The sequence below is a fragment of the Lysobacter fragariae genome, assembly GCF_054779775.1.
Window position 1 is genome coordinate 462,355 of the sequence record NZ_BAAGXP010000001.1, and the last position, 19,253, is coordinate 481,607.

The 19,253-nt window shown below is 65.5% G+C and carries 14 protein-coding genes; 7 read left to right on the forward strand and 7 right to left on the reverse strand.

Annotated elements, in window-relative coordinates; genetic code table 11:
* Nucleotides 1–35 precede the first annotated feature (35 nt).
* Nucleotides 36–2,432 carry a reprolysin-like metallopeptidase gene (locus tag ACYVD7_RS02075; RefSeq protein ID WP_460758565.1) on the reverse strand — a complete coding sequence of 799 codons (2,397 nt, stop codon included), beginning with the start codon at nt 2,430–2,432 and terminating at the stop codon, nt 36–38.
* A gap of 274 nt (nt 2,433–2,706) precedes the next feature.
* On the opposite strand from ACYVD7_RS02075, the gene ACYVD7_RS02080 reads away from it, so the two are divergent.
* From ACYVD7_RS02080 to rffA, 4 genes are all read left to right on the forward strand, one after another.
* Complete coding sequence (locus ACYVD7_RS02080) at nt 2,707–3,684, forward strand: glycosyltransferase family 2 protein (RefSeq protein ID WP_460758566.1); 978 nt, start codon at nt 2,707–2,709, stop codon at nt 3,682–3,684.
* Nucleotides 3,681–4,481, forward strand: a complete 801-nt coding sequence (locus ACYVD7_RS02085; RefSeq protein WP_460758568.1) for an LbetaH domain-containing protein — start codon at nt 3,681–3,683, stop codon at nt 4,479–4,481. Before ACYVD7_RS02080 ends, ACYVD7_RS02085 begins: the two co-directional genes overlap by 4 nt.
* A 32-nt stretch (nt 4,482–4,513) precedes the next feature.
* Complete coding sequence (locus ACYVD7_RS02090) at nt 4,514–4,882, forward strand: EamA family transporter (protein ID WP_460758569.1); 369 nt, start codon at nt 4,514–4,516, stop codon at nt 4,880–4,882.
* 124 nt (nt 4,883–5,006) lie between these two features.
* Complete coding sequence (rffA, locus tag ACYVD7_RS02095) at nt 5,007–6,143, forward strand: dTDP-4-amino-4,6-dideoxygalactose transaminase (RefSeq protein WP_460758571.1); 1,137 nt, start codon at nt 5,007–5,009, stop codon at nt 6,141–6,143.
* A gap of 93 nt (nt 6,144–6,236) precedes the next feature.
* Here the strand turns inward: rffA and ACYVD7_RS02100 are convergent, their stop codons facing one another.
* A complete protein-coding gene (locus tag ACYVD7_RS02100) occupies nt 6,237–7,988 on the reverse strand; it encodes a hypothetical protein (protein ID WP_460758572.1) in 1,752 nt (583 codons plus the stop codon).
* Between the two features lie 307 nt (nt 7,989–8,295).
* Between ACYVD7_RS02100 and ACYVD7_RS02105 the strand changes: the two genes are divergently transcribed.
* The 3 genes from ACYVD7_RS02105 to ACYVD7_RS02115 all read left to right on the forward strand — a co-directional run bounded on the left by ACYVD7_RS02105 (nt 8,296) and on the right by ACYVD7_RS02115 (nt 10,742).
* A complete protein-coding gene (locus ACYVD7_RS02105; RefSeq protein ID WP_460758573.1) occupies nt 8,296–8,784 on the forward strand; it encodes a hypothetical protein in 489 nt (162 codons plus the stop codon).
* A 101-nt stretch (nt 8,785–8,885) separates the two neighbouring features.
* Nucleotides 8,886–9,668, forward strand: coding sequence for an ABC transporter permease (locus ACYVD7_RS02110; protein WP_460758575.1), 783 nt, complete (start codon nt 8,886–8,888; stop codon nt 9,666–9,668).
* Nucleotides 9,669–9,671: 3 nt separating this feature from the next.
* A complete protein-coding gene (locus ACYVD7_RS02115; RefSeq protein ID WP_460758576.1) occupies nt 9,672–10,742 on the forward strand; it encodes an ABC transporter ATP-binding protein in 1,071 nt (356 codons plus the stop codon).
* Between the two features lie 73 nt (nt 10,743–10,815).
* On the opposite strand, the gene ACYVD7_RS02120 is transcribed toward ACYVD7_RS02115, so the two are convergent.
* The 5 genes from ACYVD7_RS02120 to ACYVD7_RS02140 form a co-directional block, all read right to left on the reverse strand.
* Nucleotides 10,816–11,745 (reverse strand): NAD-dependent epimerase/dehydratase family protein, encoded by a 930-nt coding sequence (locus ACYVD7_RS02120; RefSeq protein ID WP_460758578.1) that lies wholly within the window; start codon nt 11,743–11,745, stop codon nt 10,816–10,818.
* The gene (gene gmd / locus ACYVD7_RS02125) at nt 11,729–12,763 is read right to left on the reverse strand and encodes a GDP-mannose 4,6-dehydratase (RefSeq protein WP_460758579.1); all 1,035 of its coding nucleotides are present in this window, start codon (nt 12,761–12,763) and stop codon (nt 11,729–11,731) included. Before gmd ends, ACYVD7_RS02120 begins: the two co-directional genes overlap by 17 nt.
* 132 nt (nt 12,764–12,895) lie before the next feature.
* Nucleotides 12,896–13,321, reverse strand: coding sequence for a hypothetical protein (locus ACYVD7_RS02130; RefSeq protein WP_460758580.1), 426 nt, complete (start codon nt 13,319–13,321; stop codon nt 12,896–12,898).
* Between the two features lie 237 nt (nt 13,322–13,558).
* Nucleotides 13,559–14,140 (reverse strand): hypothetical protein, encoded by a 582-nt coding sequence (locus ACYVD7_RS02135; RefSeq protein ID WP_460758582.1) that lies wholly within the window; start codon nt 14,138–14,140, stop codon nt 13,559–13,561.
* A gap of 199 nt (nt 14,141–14,339) precedes the next feature.
* Entirely contained in the window at nt 14,340–19,193 is a 4,854-nt protein-coding gene (locus tag ACYVD7_RS02140) for a glycosyltransferase (protein WP_460758584.1), read from the reverse strand.
* Nucleotides 19,194–19,253: the final 60 nt, after the last annotated feature.

A 19,253-nucleotide genomic window follows, 5' to 3' on the forward strand; every position in this document is an offset into this window, starting at 1 on the left:
ACCGCGCCGTCAGTACCCTGCAGGACGGGGCCTGCCTACGGCATGTCCATGACCTGCCAGCCCGCCTGCGGGATCTGCGCCACGTCGGCGACAGTGAAGGTGGTGCCCGCGCTGAGGAACAGCCGGATCGCGGTGGACCCGGGCATCCGCCACGCTAGGTCGCCCTTGCCGTTGTGGTCGAAATCGCCCTTGCCGACGAGCACGCTGCCGGCGGTGGAAGCCGTCGTGTTGAAGCTGATACGCGTCGTGCCGTTCATGTACCAGACGACCAGCCGGTTGAGGCTGGCGTTGAACAGGAGCACGTCCGATTTGCCATCGCCGTTGACGTCCTGCGCGCCCGGGAGCACGTAGCCCGCCTGGTAGGCCAGGCCGATGTAGGACGTGGTGAAGCTGGTCCCCGCGCTGAGGCTCATGTACACCTGGTTCTGCGCATTCGACCAGAGGATGTCCTGGCGCTTGTCGCCGTTGAAATCGCCGACACCGACGAAATTCAACGACGCGTCGATGGTGTGCGTGTTGTAAGCCACACGCGTGGTGCCGGACATGTACCAGACGATCACCCGACCCGTCGCTTTTTCCCGCAGCAGGATGTCCCCGGTACCGTTGCCGTTGATGTCGCCGGCGCCGAGCAGTTCGTACCCCGCCGGCACGCCATTGGCCAGCTGCGCCACGGTGAACTGGGTGCCGTTGCTCGTCCCGATGAACAGGTTGCCGAGGGTGTCGGCCAGCAGCAGGTCGCCCTTCTTGTCCGCATTGAAGTCCGCGGTGTCGGCGACGCTGTAGCCACCGCTGACCACGCTGGACGACGTCGCCACCTGGCTCGCGCCGTTCATGAACCACGTCGCGACGCGCCCGAGGCTGTGGCTGAAGAAGAACAGGTCGGAGTAGCCGTTGCCGTTGACATCGATCTGCTTGAGCAGCTTGCGTGTCGTTTGTGTGTCCACCGCGGCACGGAACGTGGCAATGATCGGCGACGTGTCGGTGATGCTGCGCGCGTTGTCCACCTGGTCGGTGATGCCGCAGGCATAACCGCCGCAACTGGTGATCCGCGGATTGGAGAACACGCGGTACAGCGTCTGGCCGCTGTCGCCGTAGGACATGACGGTGTAGAAGTTGCCGGCCCCGACCGTGGTCTTCTGTCCGAACGAGTACGTGTAACGGCCGTAGTCGGAGGCGTCGAGGACGCCGTCGGTACCCTTGGCCGTCTCGATGTCGTGCGCCGAACCCAGGTTGTGGCCGAATTCGTGCGCCAGGGTTTCGTCGCGGCAGTAGTACCCCCCGTCGTTGTAGAGGGTGCCGCTGGAGTCGCTGACCACCGACATCGCGCCGTCCGCGTCGTCGACGGTGATCGGCTGGCGACCCGCACCCAGGAGCCACGCGATGCCGCACCCACCGTTTTCCGGGTTGTTGTACACGCGCACCAGCGACACCAGGTCGGCACCGTACTGGTCGCGTGCCGCGATCAGCGGTTGCAGGGAGGCCGGCTGGCCGACCGGCGTGCAGCTCAGCCCGCCGCCGGTCTCCGTGCATTGGACGCCGCTCAGGTCATAGAGGGCGTCGTCGTTGAGGGTTGTGTCCGGGTAGTTGACCTGCATCGTGCGCACCAGGCGCACGCGCGTGGGAATCAGGCTGTTGGCGTATGCCTGGTTGGCGACGTCGACCATGAAGGTCAGGCGGGTATTCGCCTGCGACTGCCCACCCAGGCGCGTGGCGAAGGTGCTGGTGTAGCCGATCAGCGCGTCGATGGTGGTGGTGACGGCCGTGGCGCCCTGGGTCGTTGCCGACGCGGTGACCGGACCTGCGGCAGCGACGTCGTCGCCTCGCGTTGCCCGCAAGCCCTTGGGCAGCACCCGGTAGTCGGTGCCGCGCGGTCGCGTTCCCGTATTGTCGAGCGTGGCGAGCACTGCATTGTCCGTCTCGATCAGCCAGGCCCGGCCCGACGCGATGTTCAGGCGCAGCGGCGCGTGGCCTTCCCACGGAATGGTGCCGAAAACGGCTTTTTCGCCGAAGGTGATGATGGCTTCGATGCCTGCGCGCGCGCCCGACGGGCGTCCGATCCAGGTCCAGTTGCCATCCGGGTGTTCGACATGCCGCGCATAGCGCAGCCGGATGGGTTGGCCGTCCGGACCGGTGACCACCAGCTCCCGGCCAGCCGCCATCGCGTTCAGCGCATGCTGTTCGCTCAAATCCACCGGATGCAAGGTGTAGGCACCGGCGTGGAGCGTCTTTCGATGGCTGTCATAGGCCAGCAGGTCACCCCGGTCGGGAAGCGCGGCAAATCCGCGCTGCGCCCGCGTGCTGACCCGGGTCGCATCCGTCGTGGTCGAGGCGCCGGTTGCCTGCGCTGCCGCGGCGGCTGGCTGATGGGATGCCCGTTCCGAGCATCCGGCGAGGAGGCCGGCTGCGACGAGCGCCAGATATTGGATTCGCATGTTGTATTCCCGATTCACTACCGGGTGTTTTCCCGGCGGGCGACGACCCCTCATCGCCAGCCATCAATACCATATCCTCCGAGACGTATCCCGGCCCGACCGGGCAGTTCTTCGCCTGCACCGGCGCGTCTGTCGGAATGCGCGGCAAGCCAGCGCATTGCCATCCCCCGACGATGCATTCACATCGCGCCAGCGGCGCTTGTGGCACCCCCGCCCCGGCACGCGGCAGCGGCGGCTCTTGCTACCATGACGCCCCCCGCCCGACCTCGACTACATGGCCCGCGAACTTTCTCCTCCAGCCATCTCCGTCGTCTCCCCCGTGTACGGATGTCGGGGCTGCCTGGAAGAGCTGGTCGACCGGGTCCAGGCCGCGCTCCGCCCGATCACCGACGCCTTCGAGATCATCCTGGTGGACGACGCCAGCCCCGATGGCGCCTGGGAGCGCATCCGCGAGCTGTCCACGCAGCATCCGGCCGTCCGCGGCCTGAGGCTGTCGCGCAATTTCGGCCAGCACTACGCGATTGCGGCGGGCATCGAGAACGCCCGCGGTGATTGGGTGGTCGTCATGGATTGCGACCTGCAGGATGTTCCCGAGGAAATCCCCAAGCTGCTCGCCGCGCGGCAGGGCGACACCGAAGTGGTGTTCGCGCAGCGGGTCGATCGCCAGGACGGGCTGCTCAAGCGCCTGGGTTCGTGGGCGTTCTTCAAGTTGCTGTCGTGGATGACGGGCGTGCCGCAGGACCACACCACGGCGAATTTCGGCGTGTATTCACGCAAGGTGATCGACGCGGTCAACGCCATGCCCGAGCGCGAGCGCTGCTTCCCGTTGATGGTCAAGTGGACGGGCTTTCCATTCCGCACCGTGCCGGTCGACCACGCCAACCGCGTCGAAGGCAAGAGCACCTATAGCTTCAAGCGCCTGCGCCGACTCGCCACCGGGATCATCCTGTCGTATTCGGACAAGCCCCTGCGGCTCGTCGTCCGGGTCGGCCTGGTCTTCGCCATCGTCGCCTTCGCGATGGCCGCGCTCAGCGTGTTCCGTTACCTTCGCGGCGACATCGCGGTCGCTGGCTTCACCAGCATCGTCGCGTCGATCTGGCTCGTGGGCGGGATGGGCATCTTCTGCATCGGCGTGCTCGGCCTGTACCTGGGCCGCCTGTACGTGGACGCGAAGGCCCGCCCCTATTACCTCATCAACCAGCGCGCGGGAACGGCGGCAACGCCGTCGACGTCCGCGGGGGACACGCATTGAGCCAATACCCCAACATCCTTGCCGAGCACGTCCACGTCGGCAAAGGCGCGATCATCCATCCGCAGGCGCGCATCTCGGGGCCGGATGGCGGGCCGGCCAGGCGCATCGTCATCGGCGACCACAGCTACATCGGCGAAGGTGTGCAGGTCCGCTGCCCGGACTTCGCGCTCGGCGACTTCGGCAAGATCCACCACCAGACGAGCGTGCACGGCTACCTGCCCTGCCACATCGGGCACAACGCCTGGATCGGCCAGTTCTGCATCATCGATTCGATTGGCGGAACCACCATCGGCGACAACTGCGGCATCGGCGCGCACTCGCAGATATGGAGCCACATCAAGTTCGGCGACACGCTGGAGGGCTGCCGGTTCCTCTCCGAGAAACCCATGCAGATCGGCAAGGACGTCTGGTTCGTCGGCCATTGCATCGTGTCGCCCATCGTCGCCGAGGACCGCTCCATGGCCATGGTGGGCAGCGTCGTCACCAAGGACATGAAGTACAACACGATCTACGCCGGCAGCCCGGCGGCGGAGATTTCCTCGAAGATCGGCCCGCAGTTCACCGCTCCGACGGTGGCAGAAAAAATCGGGAAGATGCACGAGTACCTGCACGCCGTGGGCAATCCGGGCTCCATCCGGATCGTCGCCGATCGTTCCGAAGCACGCGATGACGGTCGCAGCTATTTCATCGTTTCCTCTCGCACCTACACCAAGCGCGGCTCCGACGAGGAGATCGCGTTCATGAAGTACCTGCTGCCCGCCCGCGCGAAGTTCACTCCCGAACCGGCCGCGCCGTGACCGACCAGAGCCCAAAGGACAACCACCCCCCGATGCTTGGCTATCTCTTCATCGCCATGACCGTGCTGCTGACGGTCTACGGCCAGCTGGTGCTCAAGTGGCAGGTGTCGCTCGGCGGCCCCCTGCCGGAAACCACGCCGGGCAAGCTGGTCTTCCTGTGGCACGCATTGCTCAATCCGTGGATCATCAGCGGGCTGGGGGCTGCGTTCGCCGCGTCGCTGTTCTGGATGCTCGCGCTGAAGAAGCTTCCGCTCAGCACCGCCTACCCCTTCACCGCCACCAGTTTCCTGCTGGTCCTGGTGTTTGCGGGGATGTTCCTGGGCGAAGCGATCACGACGGGCAAGGTGGTGGGGACGCTCCTGATCGTCTCGGGCATCGCCGTCATGGCCTTCCTTACCTGAGCGGAAGCGCCGCGCAGGCGCCACGGCAGTCCCGTGGCCATTGCGCCGACGACCTTGCCCCATACCGACCGTCGCGAGGATCGATGGACGTCCCCCATTCGCATGCAATCCTGGAGTGCACACGATGATTCCTTTCAACCGTCCGTACATGACGGGTCGGGAGCTGTGGCTGATCGCACAGGCCCACGCAAACGGCCATCTGTCCGGTGACGGCGTCTTCACCCGGCGTTGCCACGCCTGGCTGGAGTCGAACACCGGGGCCAGCAAGGCCCTGCTGACCCATAGCTGCACCGCGGCGCTGGAAATGAGCGCGCTGCTGCTGGACCTGGAACCCGGCGACGAGGTCATCATGCCCTCGTACACATTCGTCTCCACCGCCAATGCCTTCGTGCTGCGCGGCGCGGTGCCGGTGTTCGTCGATGTCCGCGAGGACACGCTCAATATCGACGAGCGCCTCATCGAAGCCGCGATCACGCCGAAGACGAAGGCGATCTGCGTCGTCCACTACGCCGGTGTTGGCTGCGAGATGGACGCGATCATGGATATCGCGCGCCGGCATGGCCTGAAGGTCGTCGAGGATGCCGCCCAGGCCATCATGTCCACCTACCGCGATCGCCCGCTGGGCACGATCGGCGACCTGGGTGCGCTGAGCTTCCACGAAACCAAGAACATCATCTCGGGCGAAGGCGGCGCGCTGCTGTGCCGCGAAGAAACCTTCGCCGAGCGCGCCGAGATCATCCGCGAGAAGGGCACCAATCGGAGCAAGTTCTTCCGCGGACAAGTCGACAAGTACACGTGGGTGGATGCGGGTTCCTCGTTCCTTCCCGGCGAAATCACCGCGGCCTTCCTCGCCGCGCAGATGGATGCCGCCACGGAGATCACGCAGCGCCGCCTGGCGATCTGGGACCGTTACCACGACTGGGCCGCATCCCACGAAAGAAGCGGCGTCCTGCGCCGCCCGGTCGTGCCTGCGCACTGCCGCCACAACGCACACATGTATTACCTGCTGCTGCCGAGCCTGGACGCGCGGACGACGTTCATCGGCGAACTCAAATCGCGCGGCGTCCAGACCGTGTTCCACTACATTCCGCTGCATTCCTCGCCCGCGGGCCTGCGTTGCAGCCGTGCGCACGGATCCTTGCCCGTGACCTCGGACATCAGCGACCGCCTGGTCCGCATGCCGCTGTGGCTGGGGCTGGAGGAGCAGATGGACACGGTGCTCGAAGCCGCCGACCAGGCGTTGGCCGCAACGACAGCCTGAACGGCGGGCGGCATGTGCTGCGCACCCGGTCCGGGTGCGCAGTAACGATGCGACATCGACATGCGCGACTTCGCGCGCCGACGCCGCGCCGGGTTATCGGACCTGGACGTCGAAGGACGTGACGCGCTTGCCCGCACAGATCACGTCGAACTGCAGAGGCCGACCAGCTGCCGCCGCCGCGACCTGGCGATCGTCGTGCAGGTAGGTGATGCGCCCCCCACGTCGCTTGATGTCCAGCCGCTGGCCCTCGAACTCGATGTCAAATCGCGGCGTTTCCGGCGCCACCATCAGCCAGAACGCCGAATGCCCGTCGGGCTGGGGGTAGAACGGACGTCCGGGCAGGATCCGCACCGGATCGCGCCGGAGGATGGCGACGTCGCAGCTTCCCCGGGGTGCCGCCGGCTTCGGCACCGCCGCCGCGCTTGCCTGCGGCAACGACAAGGCGACCAGATCATTGGCCCGGCGGAAGCGCGCCGAATAGATGTTCAGGCCGTGCGTGCGCAGCAGGGCGAACGTACGCTCGCGGGCATCCGCGGGCGCCGTGCAGATCGCAAGCAGGATGTTGGGGCACGACGGAGTCGGGTCGATTCCCGGGTGTCCACCGACCTCGGCCATCACCTTCGCGGCGTTCCGGGTGTAGTCGCGCACGAATTTCGCCCTGTGCCAGCCATCGGCCGTCAACGGCAGCTGCAGCACCAGCACGGCCGTCGCCAGCACCACCGACAACATTCGCGGCCATGCCTTCGGTTCCGCATCCAGGCGCGCCGACGGCGCCAGGAACATCAGCACCAGGGCGATCACGTTCAGCTGATATACCGCGGTGTAACGCGGTTGGTGGATGTAATCGATCCCGTGCTCGGTCACGCGCGACAGGACGATGCCGGCAATGCACGCGTAGAAGAACAGCATGCTGGCGACGGCCAGCACGAGCACCTTGTCGCGCGGCCGGTCGGCGCCGAACAGCGCGCGCCACCAGAAACACGCATGGAGTGCGACCAGGACCAGCGCGATCAGCACCTGCACCGCAACCATCGACGTCGGGAACCAGGCTTCAAGGTGCTCGCGATGCACCAACGAATCCGAAAGCGGCGCCACCAGCAACTTCCAGGCACCCGGGCTACGCAGCACATCGAGCAACTGGGAAACACTGGCGCCGGTCGCATCGGCGGCCGCGTTCGCCATCCTGTGGATGAACCAGCGGCCCGCGAACAATCCCACGCCGCCCGCCAGCACCAGCATCAGGGCGCTGCGTGGCCGCCGGACCCCGTCGCGCACCAGCAACGCCACGATCGCGGCGGCCAGCGTCGGGAACGCCAGCTCGTCCAGCACCGAGGCCATGGCAAACGTCGCGAGCGTCATCAGCACCAGGAATCGACGCTCACCGAACTGCTGCGCCGCGAGGATCCAGTAGCCCACGACCGCCAGCAACGAAATCCAGATCAGGCTGACCAGGGACCAGGTGTAGATGTTGGTCGCGTTGAGGGATAGCCCGACCGCGAAGATCACCGCCGCGCCGAGCCACGCGCGCTGCCGCTGCGACCCGTCCCCGCTCCCGGCGACCAGGCTGAAGGCCAGGATCGTGCAGGTGATCACGCCCAGTACGACGCCGATCAGCGCCTCCACGCGGAAGTCGAGGTCGGCCATGCCCATATGGGCCAGCAGCACAAGCCGGTGCAGCGGTTGGGAATGGTCGCTGGGCCCGCGCTGGGCGAAGAAGTCCGCCAGGTGCAGCTGGCCGCCCACCGCCTTGCGAACGAACGTATCGATGAAGTACCACGCATCGTCGGACGGCAGCGGGATCGCGGTGTGCGCCGTGAACATCAGGGCGTTGAGGGCAGCCAGCACGCAGAGTGCGGCGAACAAAGACCGGGGCAATCCTGTAGGTGAAGGCATTCCTGTCGACCGTGTGTGCTTGGAAGGTGGTTCGTCCCGCCCGGTGGCGCTGGCCGCGGGATCGCGACCGGACATGTCGGAGGGGACGGGGGAAGGCGTGCGTTGGAACACGCACTGGACCGGGAACAGGCGGGTACCCGGCAGGCCACCGGCGAACTACGCGAGCATCCGGGCCCTGCCTACCTGACCGTTTGAACAGATGTTACGATGCCGGCCCCGCGTGGTCCTGCTACTAATTTAATACTGGAAGATTGATTTCGTGAAGAACGCCGCTCTCCTAGTCCTCGCCTCCACCCTGGCCTTTGCCGGCTGCTCGCAGGAAGCGCCCGCACCGCAGGCGACGCCTCAGCAGGAAGCAACCCAGGCAGCCCCGGCTCCCGCACCCGTGCCGGAACCCGCCGCACCTGCAGCACCGCAGCCGCCGAAGCCGACTACGCCAGAACGCATGGCTGAAATCGAGGCCATGGGCCAGACCGGCATCTGGGCCACCATGACCGAAGTGTGCAAGAAGGAAGTGAAGCAGGGCCTTCGCACCACGCTGATGTGGAACGTCAAGGCCACCGGCGCCGAGCGCGTGATCCTGTACGTCGTCGACCCCAACGGCAGCGAGCGTAATTTCGCGCGCGGCCAGAGCGTCGGCGAACGGGAAACCGGCCCGTGGCTGCGTCCCGGCCTGACGTTCCGGATCCGCAACTATGACACCAAGGCTGACCTTGGCACCTTGGTCATCGGCGAGAAGTCCTGCTGATGCGCCTCACCTGCCACGCGAACCCGCGAGGCAGGTGACACTTTTCCCGGGGCGCGCGACGCGTCCCGGAGATGACTTCCCCCATTCGAATCCAGCACGCCATGCTGTCCTCCGCGGTTGCAGACTGGAAAAGCGCCCTCTCGATGTGGCGCCTGTGGATTGCGCTGGGTCACGAGGACATCGTCGATCGCTATCGCCGCTCGTTGCTGGGCGCGGCGTGGATCGTCCTTTCATTCACCTTGTTCGTCGTGGTGAAGATTTCGGTCTTCGGGCAGATGGCCAACGTACCGCCGGCAGAGTTCGGGCTGTTCGTCACCATCGGCTTCGGCGTGTGGTCGTTCATCAGCGCAGCGCTGCTGGATGGCTGCGCCGCCTTCATCCATTCGCGCCATTGGATCCTCGGGGCATCGACGCCGTACCCGGTCTTCATCCTGCAGGCGCTGTTCCGGAACCTCCTTATCTTCGCGGCAATGCTGGCGGTAGTGCTGGCCGCCGTCGTGTGGAAGGGGAATCCGTGGACGCTCGCGGCGCTTTCGGTGATCCCGGCGTTGCTGGTCTATGTCGTGACCACGCTGTGGCTGTCGGCCATCCTCGCGCCGCTGTGCGCGCGCTTCCGCGACGCGCACCACGCAATCCAGACCGGCATGCGCCTGATGTTCTTCGTGACCCCGATCCTGTGGATGCCCGCTGCCAGCCCTCAGCTGGAGATGATCGCCGCGCTCAATCCGGTGACCCACTTCATCGAGATCATGCGCGCGCCGCTGCTGTACGGACAGGTGCCACTGGAGAGCTGGCGCATGGTGGCGCTGATCAACCTGGCGGGACTACCTGCGGGCCTGCTGGTCTATGCCCGTACCCGATCGAACATCGTGTTCTGGGTCTAGTCGATGTTCCTGCGCGCGAACCAGGTCAGCCTGTACTTCCCGATCCACGGTGGTGGCGACAGCGTCTCTGCGCCCGCGCAAGGCCCGCGCGGCAGCCACCTGGGCGGAGTACAGCAGGTGTACAAGGGCCGCCTGTGCGTACGCGCCTTGGACGAAGTCAGTTTCGAGCTGAAGCAGGGCGACCGGCTCGCCGTGATCGGCCACAACGGCTCGGGCAAGTCGACACTGCTGCGCACGCTCGCCGGCATCTACCACCCGCAGTCCGGCAGTGTCGAGCGGGACCGACCGGCTTCGGGCATCTTCAACATGTCGATTGGCTTCCGCCAGGAAGCCAGCGGCTACCGCAACATCGTGCTCAAGGGCCTGATGGCGGGTCGCACACACAGCGAGATCAAGGCTGCCATTCCGCTGATCGAGGAGTTCACCGAGCTGGGCTCCTACCTGTCCATGCCGCTGAGCACCTACTCGCAGGGAATGGCACTGCGGCTGGCGTTCGCGATCACCACGACGTTCATCCACGACATCCTGATCATGGACGAGTGGATCGGCGCGGGCGATGCCTACTTCCAGGAGAAGGTGGTTGGCCGCATGAACAGCCTCATCGAGCGATCGCACATCTGCGTGATCGCCTCGCACAGCAATTCGCTGCTGCGCCGGATCACCGATCGTTGCCTGTGGCTGGAGGACGGCCGGGTAAAGGCGTTCGGCAACACGCCTGAACTGCTGGACGCGTACGAGCGCGAGATCAGCGCGCTTCGCATCGACCAGCAGAAGGAAATGGCCGCGGCACGCCAGCCGATCCCCGAGGACCATCGCGCCCTGTGGTTTCCGGAGGAAGCCAGCGAAGCCACCAGCGCCCCCAGGGCCGTGGACATTGCCTGGGACGTCGGCGATTTCGGCATTGGCCGGGTCAAGTTGACGGTGCGAAACCCGCGCAAGGACCAAGGCGAGAAGCTGGTATTCGCCGGAGGTCCCGTCGGCAATCGCAGGACCGGCGCATGGGTGGTGCCGGGGATGGAATTCCGCCTGCGCGATGAGCTGGACGACTTGCTGCTGGCGACGCTGGTGGCGTGAGCCGCAAAGTCGTCAACATGCCTGCCAGCCCTAGCGTGGCAGCCACCGGTTCGTACTCAGGCAACGTCGGAAATCAAGCCGAAACCGCCGCACCTTCGTGCGCTGAATACATCCACTCCAGCGTTGTGCGCAGGGGAATCGACGGCGCCTGTCCGGTCGCTGCCGACAGGCGTTCGCTGCTGCCGGCGAGGCGGATGACCTCGTTGGCGCGTACCAGCGCGGGATTGACCCGCACCTCGATCCGGTAACCGGCAATCTGGGCCATGGCCTCCAGCACCTCCTCCAGCGAATGCGGATTGCCAGAACAGATGTTGAAGACCTGGCCGGCTGGCGCAGTGGTCGCAAGCGCGGCGTAAGCCCGCGCGACGTCGCGAACGTCGCTGAAATCGCGCCAGACACGAATGTTGCCGAGCTCGATTTCGCGTTCGCCACGACGGAAGTGCTGCACGATCTTCGGAATCAGGAACTGCGCCGCCTGCCCGACACCGGTGTAGTTGAACGGCCGGGTCAGGATGATGGGCAACCGGTCCATCCATAGCCGCGCCATGTGCTCCATCGCCAGCTTACTGACGGCGTAGTCGTTGGCGGGCGCCGCCAGTGTGTCCTCGGTGATGGGTTCAACCGTGGCGTTGCCGTAAATGTTGGCGCTGCTGGCCAGTACCACCGCGCGTGGGCGATGCTCCGCCTGCACGAGGGCTTCGAGGAGATTTCGCGTTCCCATCACGTTCACGCGGTACAGCGCTTCGACATCACCATGAGCGACGAAGGCGATCGCCGCGAGGTGGATGACGACATCAGCCCGGGCCTGCGCCACCGCGGCTCGAAGTGCATCCCGGTCCAGCAGGTCGGCGCAGATGACGTCGTTCGTTGCCGCCGCGGAATGGGACAGCCCAATGACGCGATATCCAGCGGCCTCCATCTCCCGGGCGACATAACGCCCGGTGAAACCGTCGTGCCCCGTGATCAGGACCCTGGGGCGTGACTGCTCAGAAGGAGAAGCCATTCTCGTTCCGGCGGAGGTCGGCCTCGATCATCATCCTGCACAGCTGCTCAAGCGTCGTGGTGGCTTCCCAGCCCAGCTTCTCCTTCGCCTTGGCCGGATCGCCAATCAGCAATTCCACCTCAGCGGGGCGATAGAACTTCGGATTGATGCGGACCAGCACGCGTCCGGTGCGATCGCAGACACCGACTTCGTCGACGCCCGTACCACGCCATTCCAGCTGCGTGTCGATCGCCTTGAACGTCATGTCGACGAAATCGCGTACGGTCTCAGTGCGATTGGTGGCGAGCACGTAAGTATCCGGCTCGTCCGCCTGGAGCATCCGCCACATCCCTTCGACGTACTCCTTGGCGTAACCCCAATCGCGCTTGGCGTCCAGGTTGCCGAGCTCGATCACGTCCTGCTTGCCCAGCTTGATGCACGCGACGGCGTCGGTGATCTTGCGGGTTACGAATTCGCGGCCTCGCAGCGGCGACTCGTGGTTGAACAGGATGCCGCTGCTGCCGAAGATATCGTAGGACTCGCGGTAGTTGACCGTGATCCAGTGCGCGAACAGCTTCGCGACTCCGTAAGGGCTGCGTGGATGGAATGGCGTCGTTTCGATCTGCGGCACGGCTTGCACCTTGCCGAACATCTCCGACGTCGATGCCTGGTAGAAGCGGATCTTGGGGTCGACGATGCGGATCGCCTCGAGCAGCGTCAGCGCACCGACGCCCGTGATCTGTGCCGTCGTCACCGGCTGGTCGAACGAGACGCCGACAAAGCTCTGGGCAGCGAGGTTGTACACCTCGCTGGCACCGGCGTTCGCGAGCAGGCGGATGCTGGCACCGAGGTCGGTCAGATCGTGCTCGACCAGCTCGAGATTCGGATGGTTGCGGATTCCGAGTTCCTCGATGCGCCAGAAGTTGACCGAACTGGTGCGCCGATAGGTACCGAACACGCGGTAACCCTTTTCAAGCAGCAATTGAGCCAGGTATGCACCGTCCTGCCCAGAAATCCCCGTCACTACCGCTGTCTTCATCTACGATCCTTGAGCCTGGAATGCGACACGATGCCGCCTGCCTCGCCACGGGCCATCCCCGAGCGCCAATGTTACTACGCAATAAAAACGCCGGCATCGCTGCCGGCGTCGTGGCATCGCGTTTTCACGGCGTTACCAGGTATCGGGTACGGTCCGTTGCCGTTCGATCAGTCCGAGCTTGAAGCTCGCCGGCACGTTGCAGATGATGTTGATCGTGCTCCAGTTGACCGTGGACGTCATGGTCGGGAAGAACACGTAGCCGCTCGCGCCCGCCGCAAGCGTCAGGCTGACAGTGGCACCCTGGTCGATGTTGTTGACGCCATGGTGAAAGGAGCCCACCTGCGCGGTACAGGTGACGGTACCGCCCGTGGCGCCTGCAGCCCAGGCCATCTGCAGCACGGTGTTGACGTTGCCGTCCAGCCGGTTCCATTCCGGCAGCACGCAGGTCAGGTACTGGTTTGTCGAACCGTTGTTCCAGAGGTAGGTGTGGTTGTAGTAGAAGCTCGCCGCACCCGTCGAGTTGGTCGCGCGGCACGCGGCGGTTCCGTTGGTTGGCATGCTGACCGATGCCGCCTGCGCTTCACCGCTGCCCCCCAACGCGGCCGCGGCAAGGGCGATAGCAAGAACACTGGACCCGTTCAGTAATTTCATCGCTTTGATCCTTCAGATTGATGACGACGCCCGATGCCGGGCTTCCCCTCCTCCCGCAGTTGTTCGAGCGGAAGCAGTTCACGGGATTTAACGGGGAACGTCTGGCCCACCGGACAACAAGGCGGGCAGACCCCGCCATCACGGCTATCTCCTGGGCCGCGCCGCGTAGAGTTGTAGCTCATAGCCGCCATCGGGCTGTCGCACGTAGCCCGTGCTGTACGAAGGCAGCGCTGCGCCCAGTTCGAGCATCACACGCGTGGACCAGTCCGAACTGTCCGCGCCAAGTGGAAACGTCGCACGAATGAGGCACATGTTCGCCCGGCAACTGACGTTCTGCGACTTGGGGACGTCGAGCGCCTGCAGCACCTCATCGCTGCCGAACGCGGCGATGACTTGCTGCGGCGTGCTGTCGCTAGCCGGTGCTGGCGCCTGTGCGGCAAACGATCGTTGCAGTTCGCGCTGACGCGCCTGGCCAAGTGCTTCGGACTGCGCGGATCCGTTGAATGCCGAGCTGGCATCCTGTTCAGGCGACGGGCGCGATGGCGGCGTATTGACCTGTGCCATGCCCGGCATGGCAGGCGCAAGTAGCTCTGCGCGACCCGACGCCATCCTGGTCTCGAGAGCTTCGACCCGTTCGGCGAGTCTGCGCATGGCTTCGCGATCGGCGCCCGCGCTGTTCGACCGATGAAGCAGGACGCCAATGCCCAACACGCTGGCCAACGCCATCAGCCGGAAAATCCAGTCAAGCGGGGAACCACTCATAGTTCGCTAACACCAGGAATGCGGAGGGACACCAGCGATCAACGCAAACTCGCTACCTTGCAGGCCAGATTGTTCCCCGTCGCGATTCAGCGCACTCGTGATGGCGGATGACTGGACTGCCGATCCACCCCGAGCGTGTGTTCAACCCGCTCGGTGGCTGCGTTCAGGCCAGGCGAAGCATCTCGATGATCTCGCGCGCTCGCCGGCGGGCGCTCGCCTTCGACGTGATCTCGGCCGCGTACTTCAATCCCGCCGCCGACATTCTCAGCCACAGTTCGTCCTGGGACAGGATGTCGAGGACATGCGCGGCAAAGTCCTCAGCCGAGTCCGCCACCAGCACCTGGATGTCGTGTTCAAGCTGCATGCCCTCCGCACCAACGGCGGTAGTGACCACCGGCACGCCATTGGCGAGACTGACGGCGACCTTGCCCTTCGCGCCAGCGCCGAACCGGAGCGGCGCGATCGTTGCGCGGCGCCTTGCGAGGAACCCATCCAGGTCATCGATGAAACCCACGACCTCCACGTTCGGATGCGACGACAGCGCCTTGACCTGGTCCGTCATGCTGCTGCCGGCGATATACAACGTGTGGCGCGGATCACGTGCCATCACCAGCGGCCAGATCTCCTCCACGAACCAGGTGATGCCGTCGGCGTTGGGTGCGTGGCGATAGCCGCCAACGAAGCAGATGCCATCGCGGCCGGCCACGGGCGGGCAGTGTTCGATCGGATCGTGCACGAGCGGGAACAGCACGCACGGCGCACCCGGTACATCCCGGCGCAGCAGTTCCAGCTCCGCTTCCGAGTGCACCATGTTGACGTCGGCGCGACGGATCACGTCGGTCTCGCGGCGCTTGGTGTCCAGCGCTGCGTCGAGCGCCGCCTGGCTTCCAGAAAGCTCCGCTTCACGCATCTCGCGCAGGTAGTGCAGATCACAATTACTGAAAATGATCCGCGCCGAGGGATAGCGCTGGCGCAAGCGCTCGATGTGCGCTTCGCCGACACGGAACCGCACCAGCAGGATGACGTCGAACTCATCCGCGCACTGCGACAGGAAGCCATCGATCGAGGAATAGCTCGGATGGTAGATGGTCTCGATGCCGACCCGCTGCAGATCACGCGTGCTGGCGCCCATGTGGGCGAAGTTGTCTTCGGGAATGAACGTGATCTTGTAACCGTTGTCGCGGAAGGCGCTCATCATCTCCACCGCAACCAGCGAGCCGGCGTCTTCCTTCGGCGTCGGCGTTACCAGGTCGATGAAGAGCATGCGCCGGGCGACCTGGCGTTCCTTCTCCAGTTCCGGGTGGTCGGCATTGTCACGGTGTTGCTGCAGCACCTCGTGCCAGCGTTCGTGCAGCTTGCGCAGGTTCTCCACCTGGTAGGCCTTCGCACCTTGGCCGGTGTCGGTACCGGAGCTGATGCCCTCGAAGTGAAGCAGCTGCGAGAGCGGCTGCACCACCGTGCGCAGGCCACGAGCACGGATCCGGAACGCCAGGTCGACATCCTCGGCATAGGCAGGCACGAACAATTCGTCGAAGCCGTCCAATTCCCGCCACAGTTCCAGCGGCAGGGCGATCGATGCGCCGGAAACGTAGTCGGTATCGCGCATGTAGCAGAACTCGGGTCGACGCGGGTCCTGCAGGCGACCGAAATTCCACGCCGATCCGTCCTTCCAGACAATCCCACCGCACTCCTGAAGGCGTCCGTCGGGGAACACCAGCTTGGAGCCGGACATGCCGATGCCCGGATTGTCTTCCAGCGTCCCGATCATCTCGTCGAGCCAGCCCGGCAGCACCTGGGTGTCGTTGTTCAACATCACCACGTAACGGCCGCGCGCCAGCGCCGCGGTTGCGTTGCAGTTGCGGACGAAGCCCAGGTTGGTCCCGTGGCGGACATGGCGGACACCCTGGATCGGCGTTGCCAATGCCAGCGCGGTCGCATCGGTCGATGCGTCGTCGCCCACCAGGATCTCGAAGCGGTAGCGCGTCTCGTGCGCAACCAGCGCATCGATGCACGCAAGCGTGAACGGCAGCTGGTTGTAGACCGGAATGACGATGGAAACGTCGGGCTGCGCGTCGGCGTCGATGCGCTGCGACGCCTGTTGCGCGATGGCAGCCACCCAGCTGCGCGCCTCGTCCTCGGTGCAGGCGATCTTCGACGCTGCACGGACGTTGCCGGATTCGACCGGCAGTCGATAACGGTCGATCCGGAGCACCACGTCGTCGGCGGCCAACGATCCGAATTCGGCGGCGAGGAAACCGCGCAGGCTCGCATGGTCGCGCTGCTGGAACATCGGCTCCGACGCGGCTGCGTTGCCCAGGTCGGCGTCCGCCACGGCGGCATCCGCGACCACGGGCGACAGAGTGCTCGCCGCATCCATGCCCAGCGTGCGCGGCGACGACACTTCCGAACCCATCATGCGCCGCCCCAGTCGTCCCAGGCCGCGCAACGGCGCGGTCACCTTCCAGCTGCGGCTCGCCAGCATGGACTGGATTTCACGGCTCAGCCCTTCGCGTTCGGCCGCAGCGCGCGCGAGGGCGTCATTGAGTTCGCCCACCCGCCCCTGCAGTTGTGCGAGCTGCTGCCCCATGGTCTCGATGGTCGCCTGCTGCCTGTGTCCCTGCGCCTGCAGCTCCTGGCAATTGGCCTCGGTGCGATGAAGCTGCTCGACGGTGCCCGCGTGCAACCTGGCGAGTTCGCCGTGCGATTCGATCTCGGCGCGCAGGCGCTCCTGGTAGTCGGCCTCCACCCGGTGCAACTGATCCTCGATGCGCTGGTGCATGCGGATCAGGTCGTCCCGCTCGGACGTCAATGTTTCGCGCTGGTTCATCAATTCCCCTTGGACCACTTCCAGCCCGGCGCATTTCTGTTCCATGTGCCGGTAACTTGATTCCGTCTGGCGAAGCTGTTCCTCGGTGCTGCGCTGGGCGCGCAACACCTGGTCCCGCTCCACCTCCAACTCCGCGAAGCTCCGCTCGAGCTTCCGGTAACTCGTTTCGGTCTGCCGAAGCCGTTCCTCGGTACCCTGCTGCGCCCGCAGCGCCGCGTCGCGCTCGGATGCCAATGCGTCGCGCTGCCTCGTCAGTTCGCCACGTGCCGCCTGCAGCGCGGTGAAGTCCTGCTCCAGGTGCCCGTAACTCGCTTCGGTCTGGCGCAGCTGTTCTTCGGTAGCCTGGTGTGCCTTCAGCGCCGCGTCACGCTCGGATGCCAGTTCATCGCGCTGGCTCGCCAACTCGCCCTGCGCTGCTTCCAGCGCCGCGAGGTTCCGCTCGAGTTGCTGGTAGCTGGCCTCGGTCTGGCGAAGCTGCTCTTCGGTGACCTGCTGCATCCGAAGCGCCGCGTCACGCTCGGATGCCAGTTCATCGCGCTGGCTCGCCAACTTGCCCTGCGCTGCTTCCAGCGCCGCGAGGTTCCGCTCGAGTTGCTGGTAACTAGCCTCGGTCTGGCGAAGTTGGTCTTCGGTGGCCTGCTGCACCTGGATCGCGGCATCGCGCTGCGACGCCAGGGCGTCGCGCTGGCCGGCCAGCTCGCTTTGCGCCGCCTCCAGTTCCGCAACGCCGAGGTCCAGTTGCTGGTAGCTCGCTTCGGTCTGGCGCAGCTGTTCTTCGGTGCCCTGTTGCGCCTGCAGCGCGGCATCGCGCTCCAGCACCAGTGCATCGCGCTGGCCCGCCAGTTCGCCCTGCGCCGTTTCCAGCTCGGTGAACCTGCGTTCCAGCTGGTGATAGCTTTCCTCGGTGCTGTGCAGCTCTTGTTCCGTGCGCTGGTGGATGTCGGACAACGCATCGCGCTCCGCAATCGCCAGGTCGCGTTGGCTGGCCAGCTGCCCATGCAGTGTTGTCAACTCCGACCATCGCTGTTCCAGCGTCTGGTAGCTGGCTTGCGCGTCGCGCAGCTGCTCTTCGGTGTCTTGATGGATGCGCAAGGCCCGGTCGCGCTCGGATAGAGCGGTATCGCGCTGTTCCTTCAATGCCGCCAGGGATTGCTCCGCCTGTGCGCGCGACTGGGCGTTATGTTCCAGCGCTTCGCGCAAGCGCTCGTGCTCCTGCTCCCGCAGCTGGTAGGTCGCCTGCGTCTGCTGCAGCTGTTCGCCGGTCTGCCGGTGGAGGTCCAGCAGGTGGTCGCGCTCGGAAAGGGCGGTGTCGCGTTCGGACGCCGCCTGGCCCAGCGCGGCCTGCGCGTCGTCCAGCGACCGCTTCAGGTCGCGGATCTGCCGCGTTCGGTCCACGAGCAATGGCGCGAGCACGTCGCGGGCGCGCTCGAGTTCCGCGCGGACTTTCGCCAGCTGGGAATCCGGTGGATGGCCACCCGCCGCGGTGCGTTCGAACCAGTTCCAGACCCGCGTCGCCCACCCGGCGATGTCATCGGGCAACTGCGGCACTGCAAATTTCCGCTGCGGCGGGCTCAGGAACGCCTCGACATCGGCGTCCACCTGCGGATCGTTGCGCGGCCAGGCAACGCCCTGCTCGTGCGCAATGCGGTCGGTGCAGGACCGCCAGTCCGCGACGAGCTGGCTGTAGGTGACCACGCTCGCGCCAGCCTCGCGGGAGGCCGCGGCTTCCAGTCCGTAACCGACATAGAGCAGAACGGCGCTGGCCGCGTTCGTCATGTCGCGGCGGAGCAGCGAGTCCGCCACTTCCGCGTAGGGACGCATGATCACGACCGGGCACGGCAGGATGTCGAGCGAACGCAGGGCGTCCAGCCAGAAATCGAGGAGCAGCGTGCAACGCGGATCCTTCAGCACGAACAGATCCGAATTTCCGTACTCGGACTTCAGGATCCTGCGCGCCTCCTGCTTGAACCGTGCAGGAAACGTGTTCGCCGGCGGTAACTGGAACGCTGCGAACGGATCGTCCCAGGCGACGCCGAAGTGATCGAGGATGCGTTCGTTGAGGCCAACGACGACTTCAGGCTCCCAGTAACCGCTTTCGTTGCCGCGATTGGCCGGCATCACGTGTTCGGGCAGGTCCGCGCCGCGCAGAGACAGGATCCTCGCCAGTGCGGACGTGCCGGAGCGATGCATCCCCAGGACGAGCAGTGCCCTGCGCTTGCGCGCCGTTGCCTTTCCCGCCCGCATCTGCCG

Excerpts from the sequence above, each read along its gene's own strand:
- rffA (WP_460758571.1), top strand. The coding sequence starts at position 5,007 with ATGATTCCTTTCAACCGTCCGTACATGACGGGTCGGGAGCTGTGGCTG.
- gmd (WP_460758579.1), bottom strand. The coding sequence starts at position 12,763 with ATGAAGACAGCGGTAGTGACGGGGATTTCTGGGCAGGACGGTGCATAC.
- ACYVD7_RS02075 (WP_460758565.1), bottom strand. The coding sequence starts at position 2,432 with ATGCGAATCCAATATCTGGCGCTCGTCGCAGCCGGCCTCCTCGCCGGA.
- ACYVD7_RS02130 (WP_460758580.1), bottom strand. The coding sequence starts at position 13,321 with ATGCCAACCAACGGAACCGCCGCGTGCCGCGCGACCAACTCGACGGGT.
- ACYVD7_RS02080 (WP_460758566.1), top strand. The coding sequence starts at position 2,707 with ATGGCCCGCGAACTTTCTCCTCCAGCCATCTCCGTCGTCTCCCCCGTG.
- ACYVD7_RS02140 (WP_460758584.1), bottom strand. The coding sequence starts at position 19,193 with ATGCATCGCTCCGGCACGTCCGCACTGGCGAGGATCCTGTCTCTGCGC.
- ACYVD7_RS02135 (WP_460758582.1), bottom strand. The coding sequence starts at position 14,140 with ATGGCGTTGGCCAGCGTGTTGGGCATTGGCGTCCTGCTTCATCGGTCG.
- ACYVD7_RS02110 (WP_460758575.1), top strand. The coding sequence starts at position 8,886 with ATGCTGTCCTCCGCGGTTGCAGACTGGAAAAGCGCCCTCTCGATGTGG.
- ACYVD7_RS02090 (WP_460758569.1), top strand. The coding sequence starts at position 4,514 with ATGCTTGGCTATCTCTTCATCGCCATGACCGTGCTGCTGACGGTCTAC.
- ACYVD7_RS02115 (WP_460758576.1), top strand. The coding sequence starts at position 9,672 with ATGTTCCTGCGCGCGAACCAGGTCAGCCTGTACTTCCCGATCCACGGT.
- ACYVD7_RS02120 (WP_460758578.1), bottom strand. The coding sequence starts at position 11,745 with ATGGCTTCTCCTTCTGAGCAGTCACGCCCCAGGGTCCTGATCACGGGG.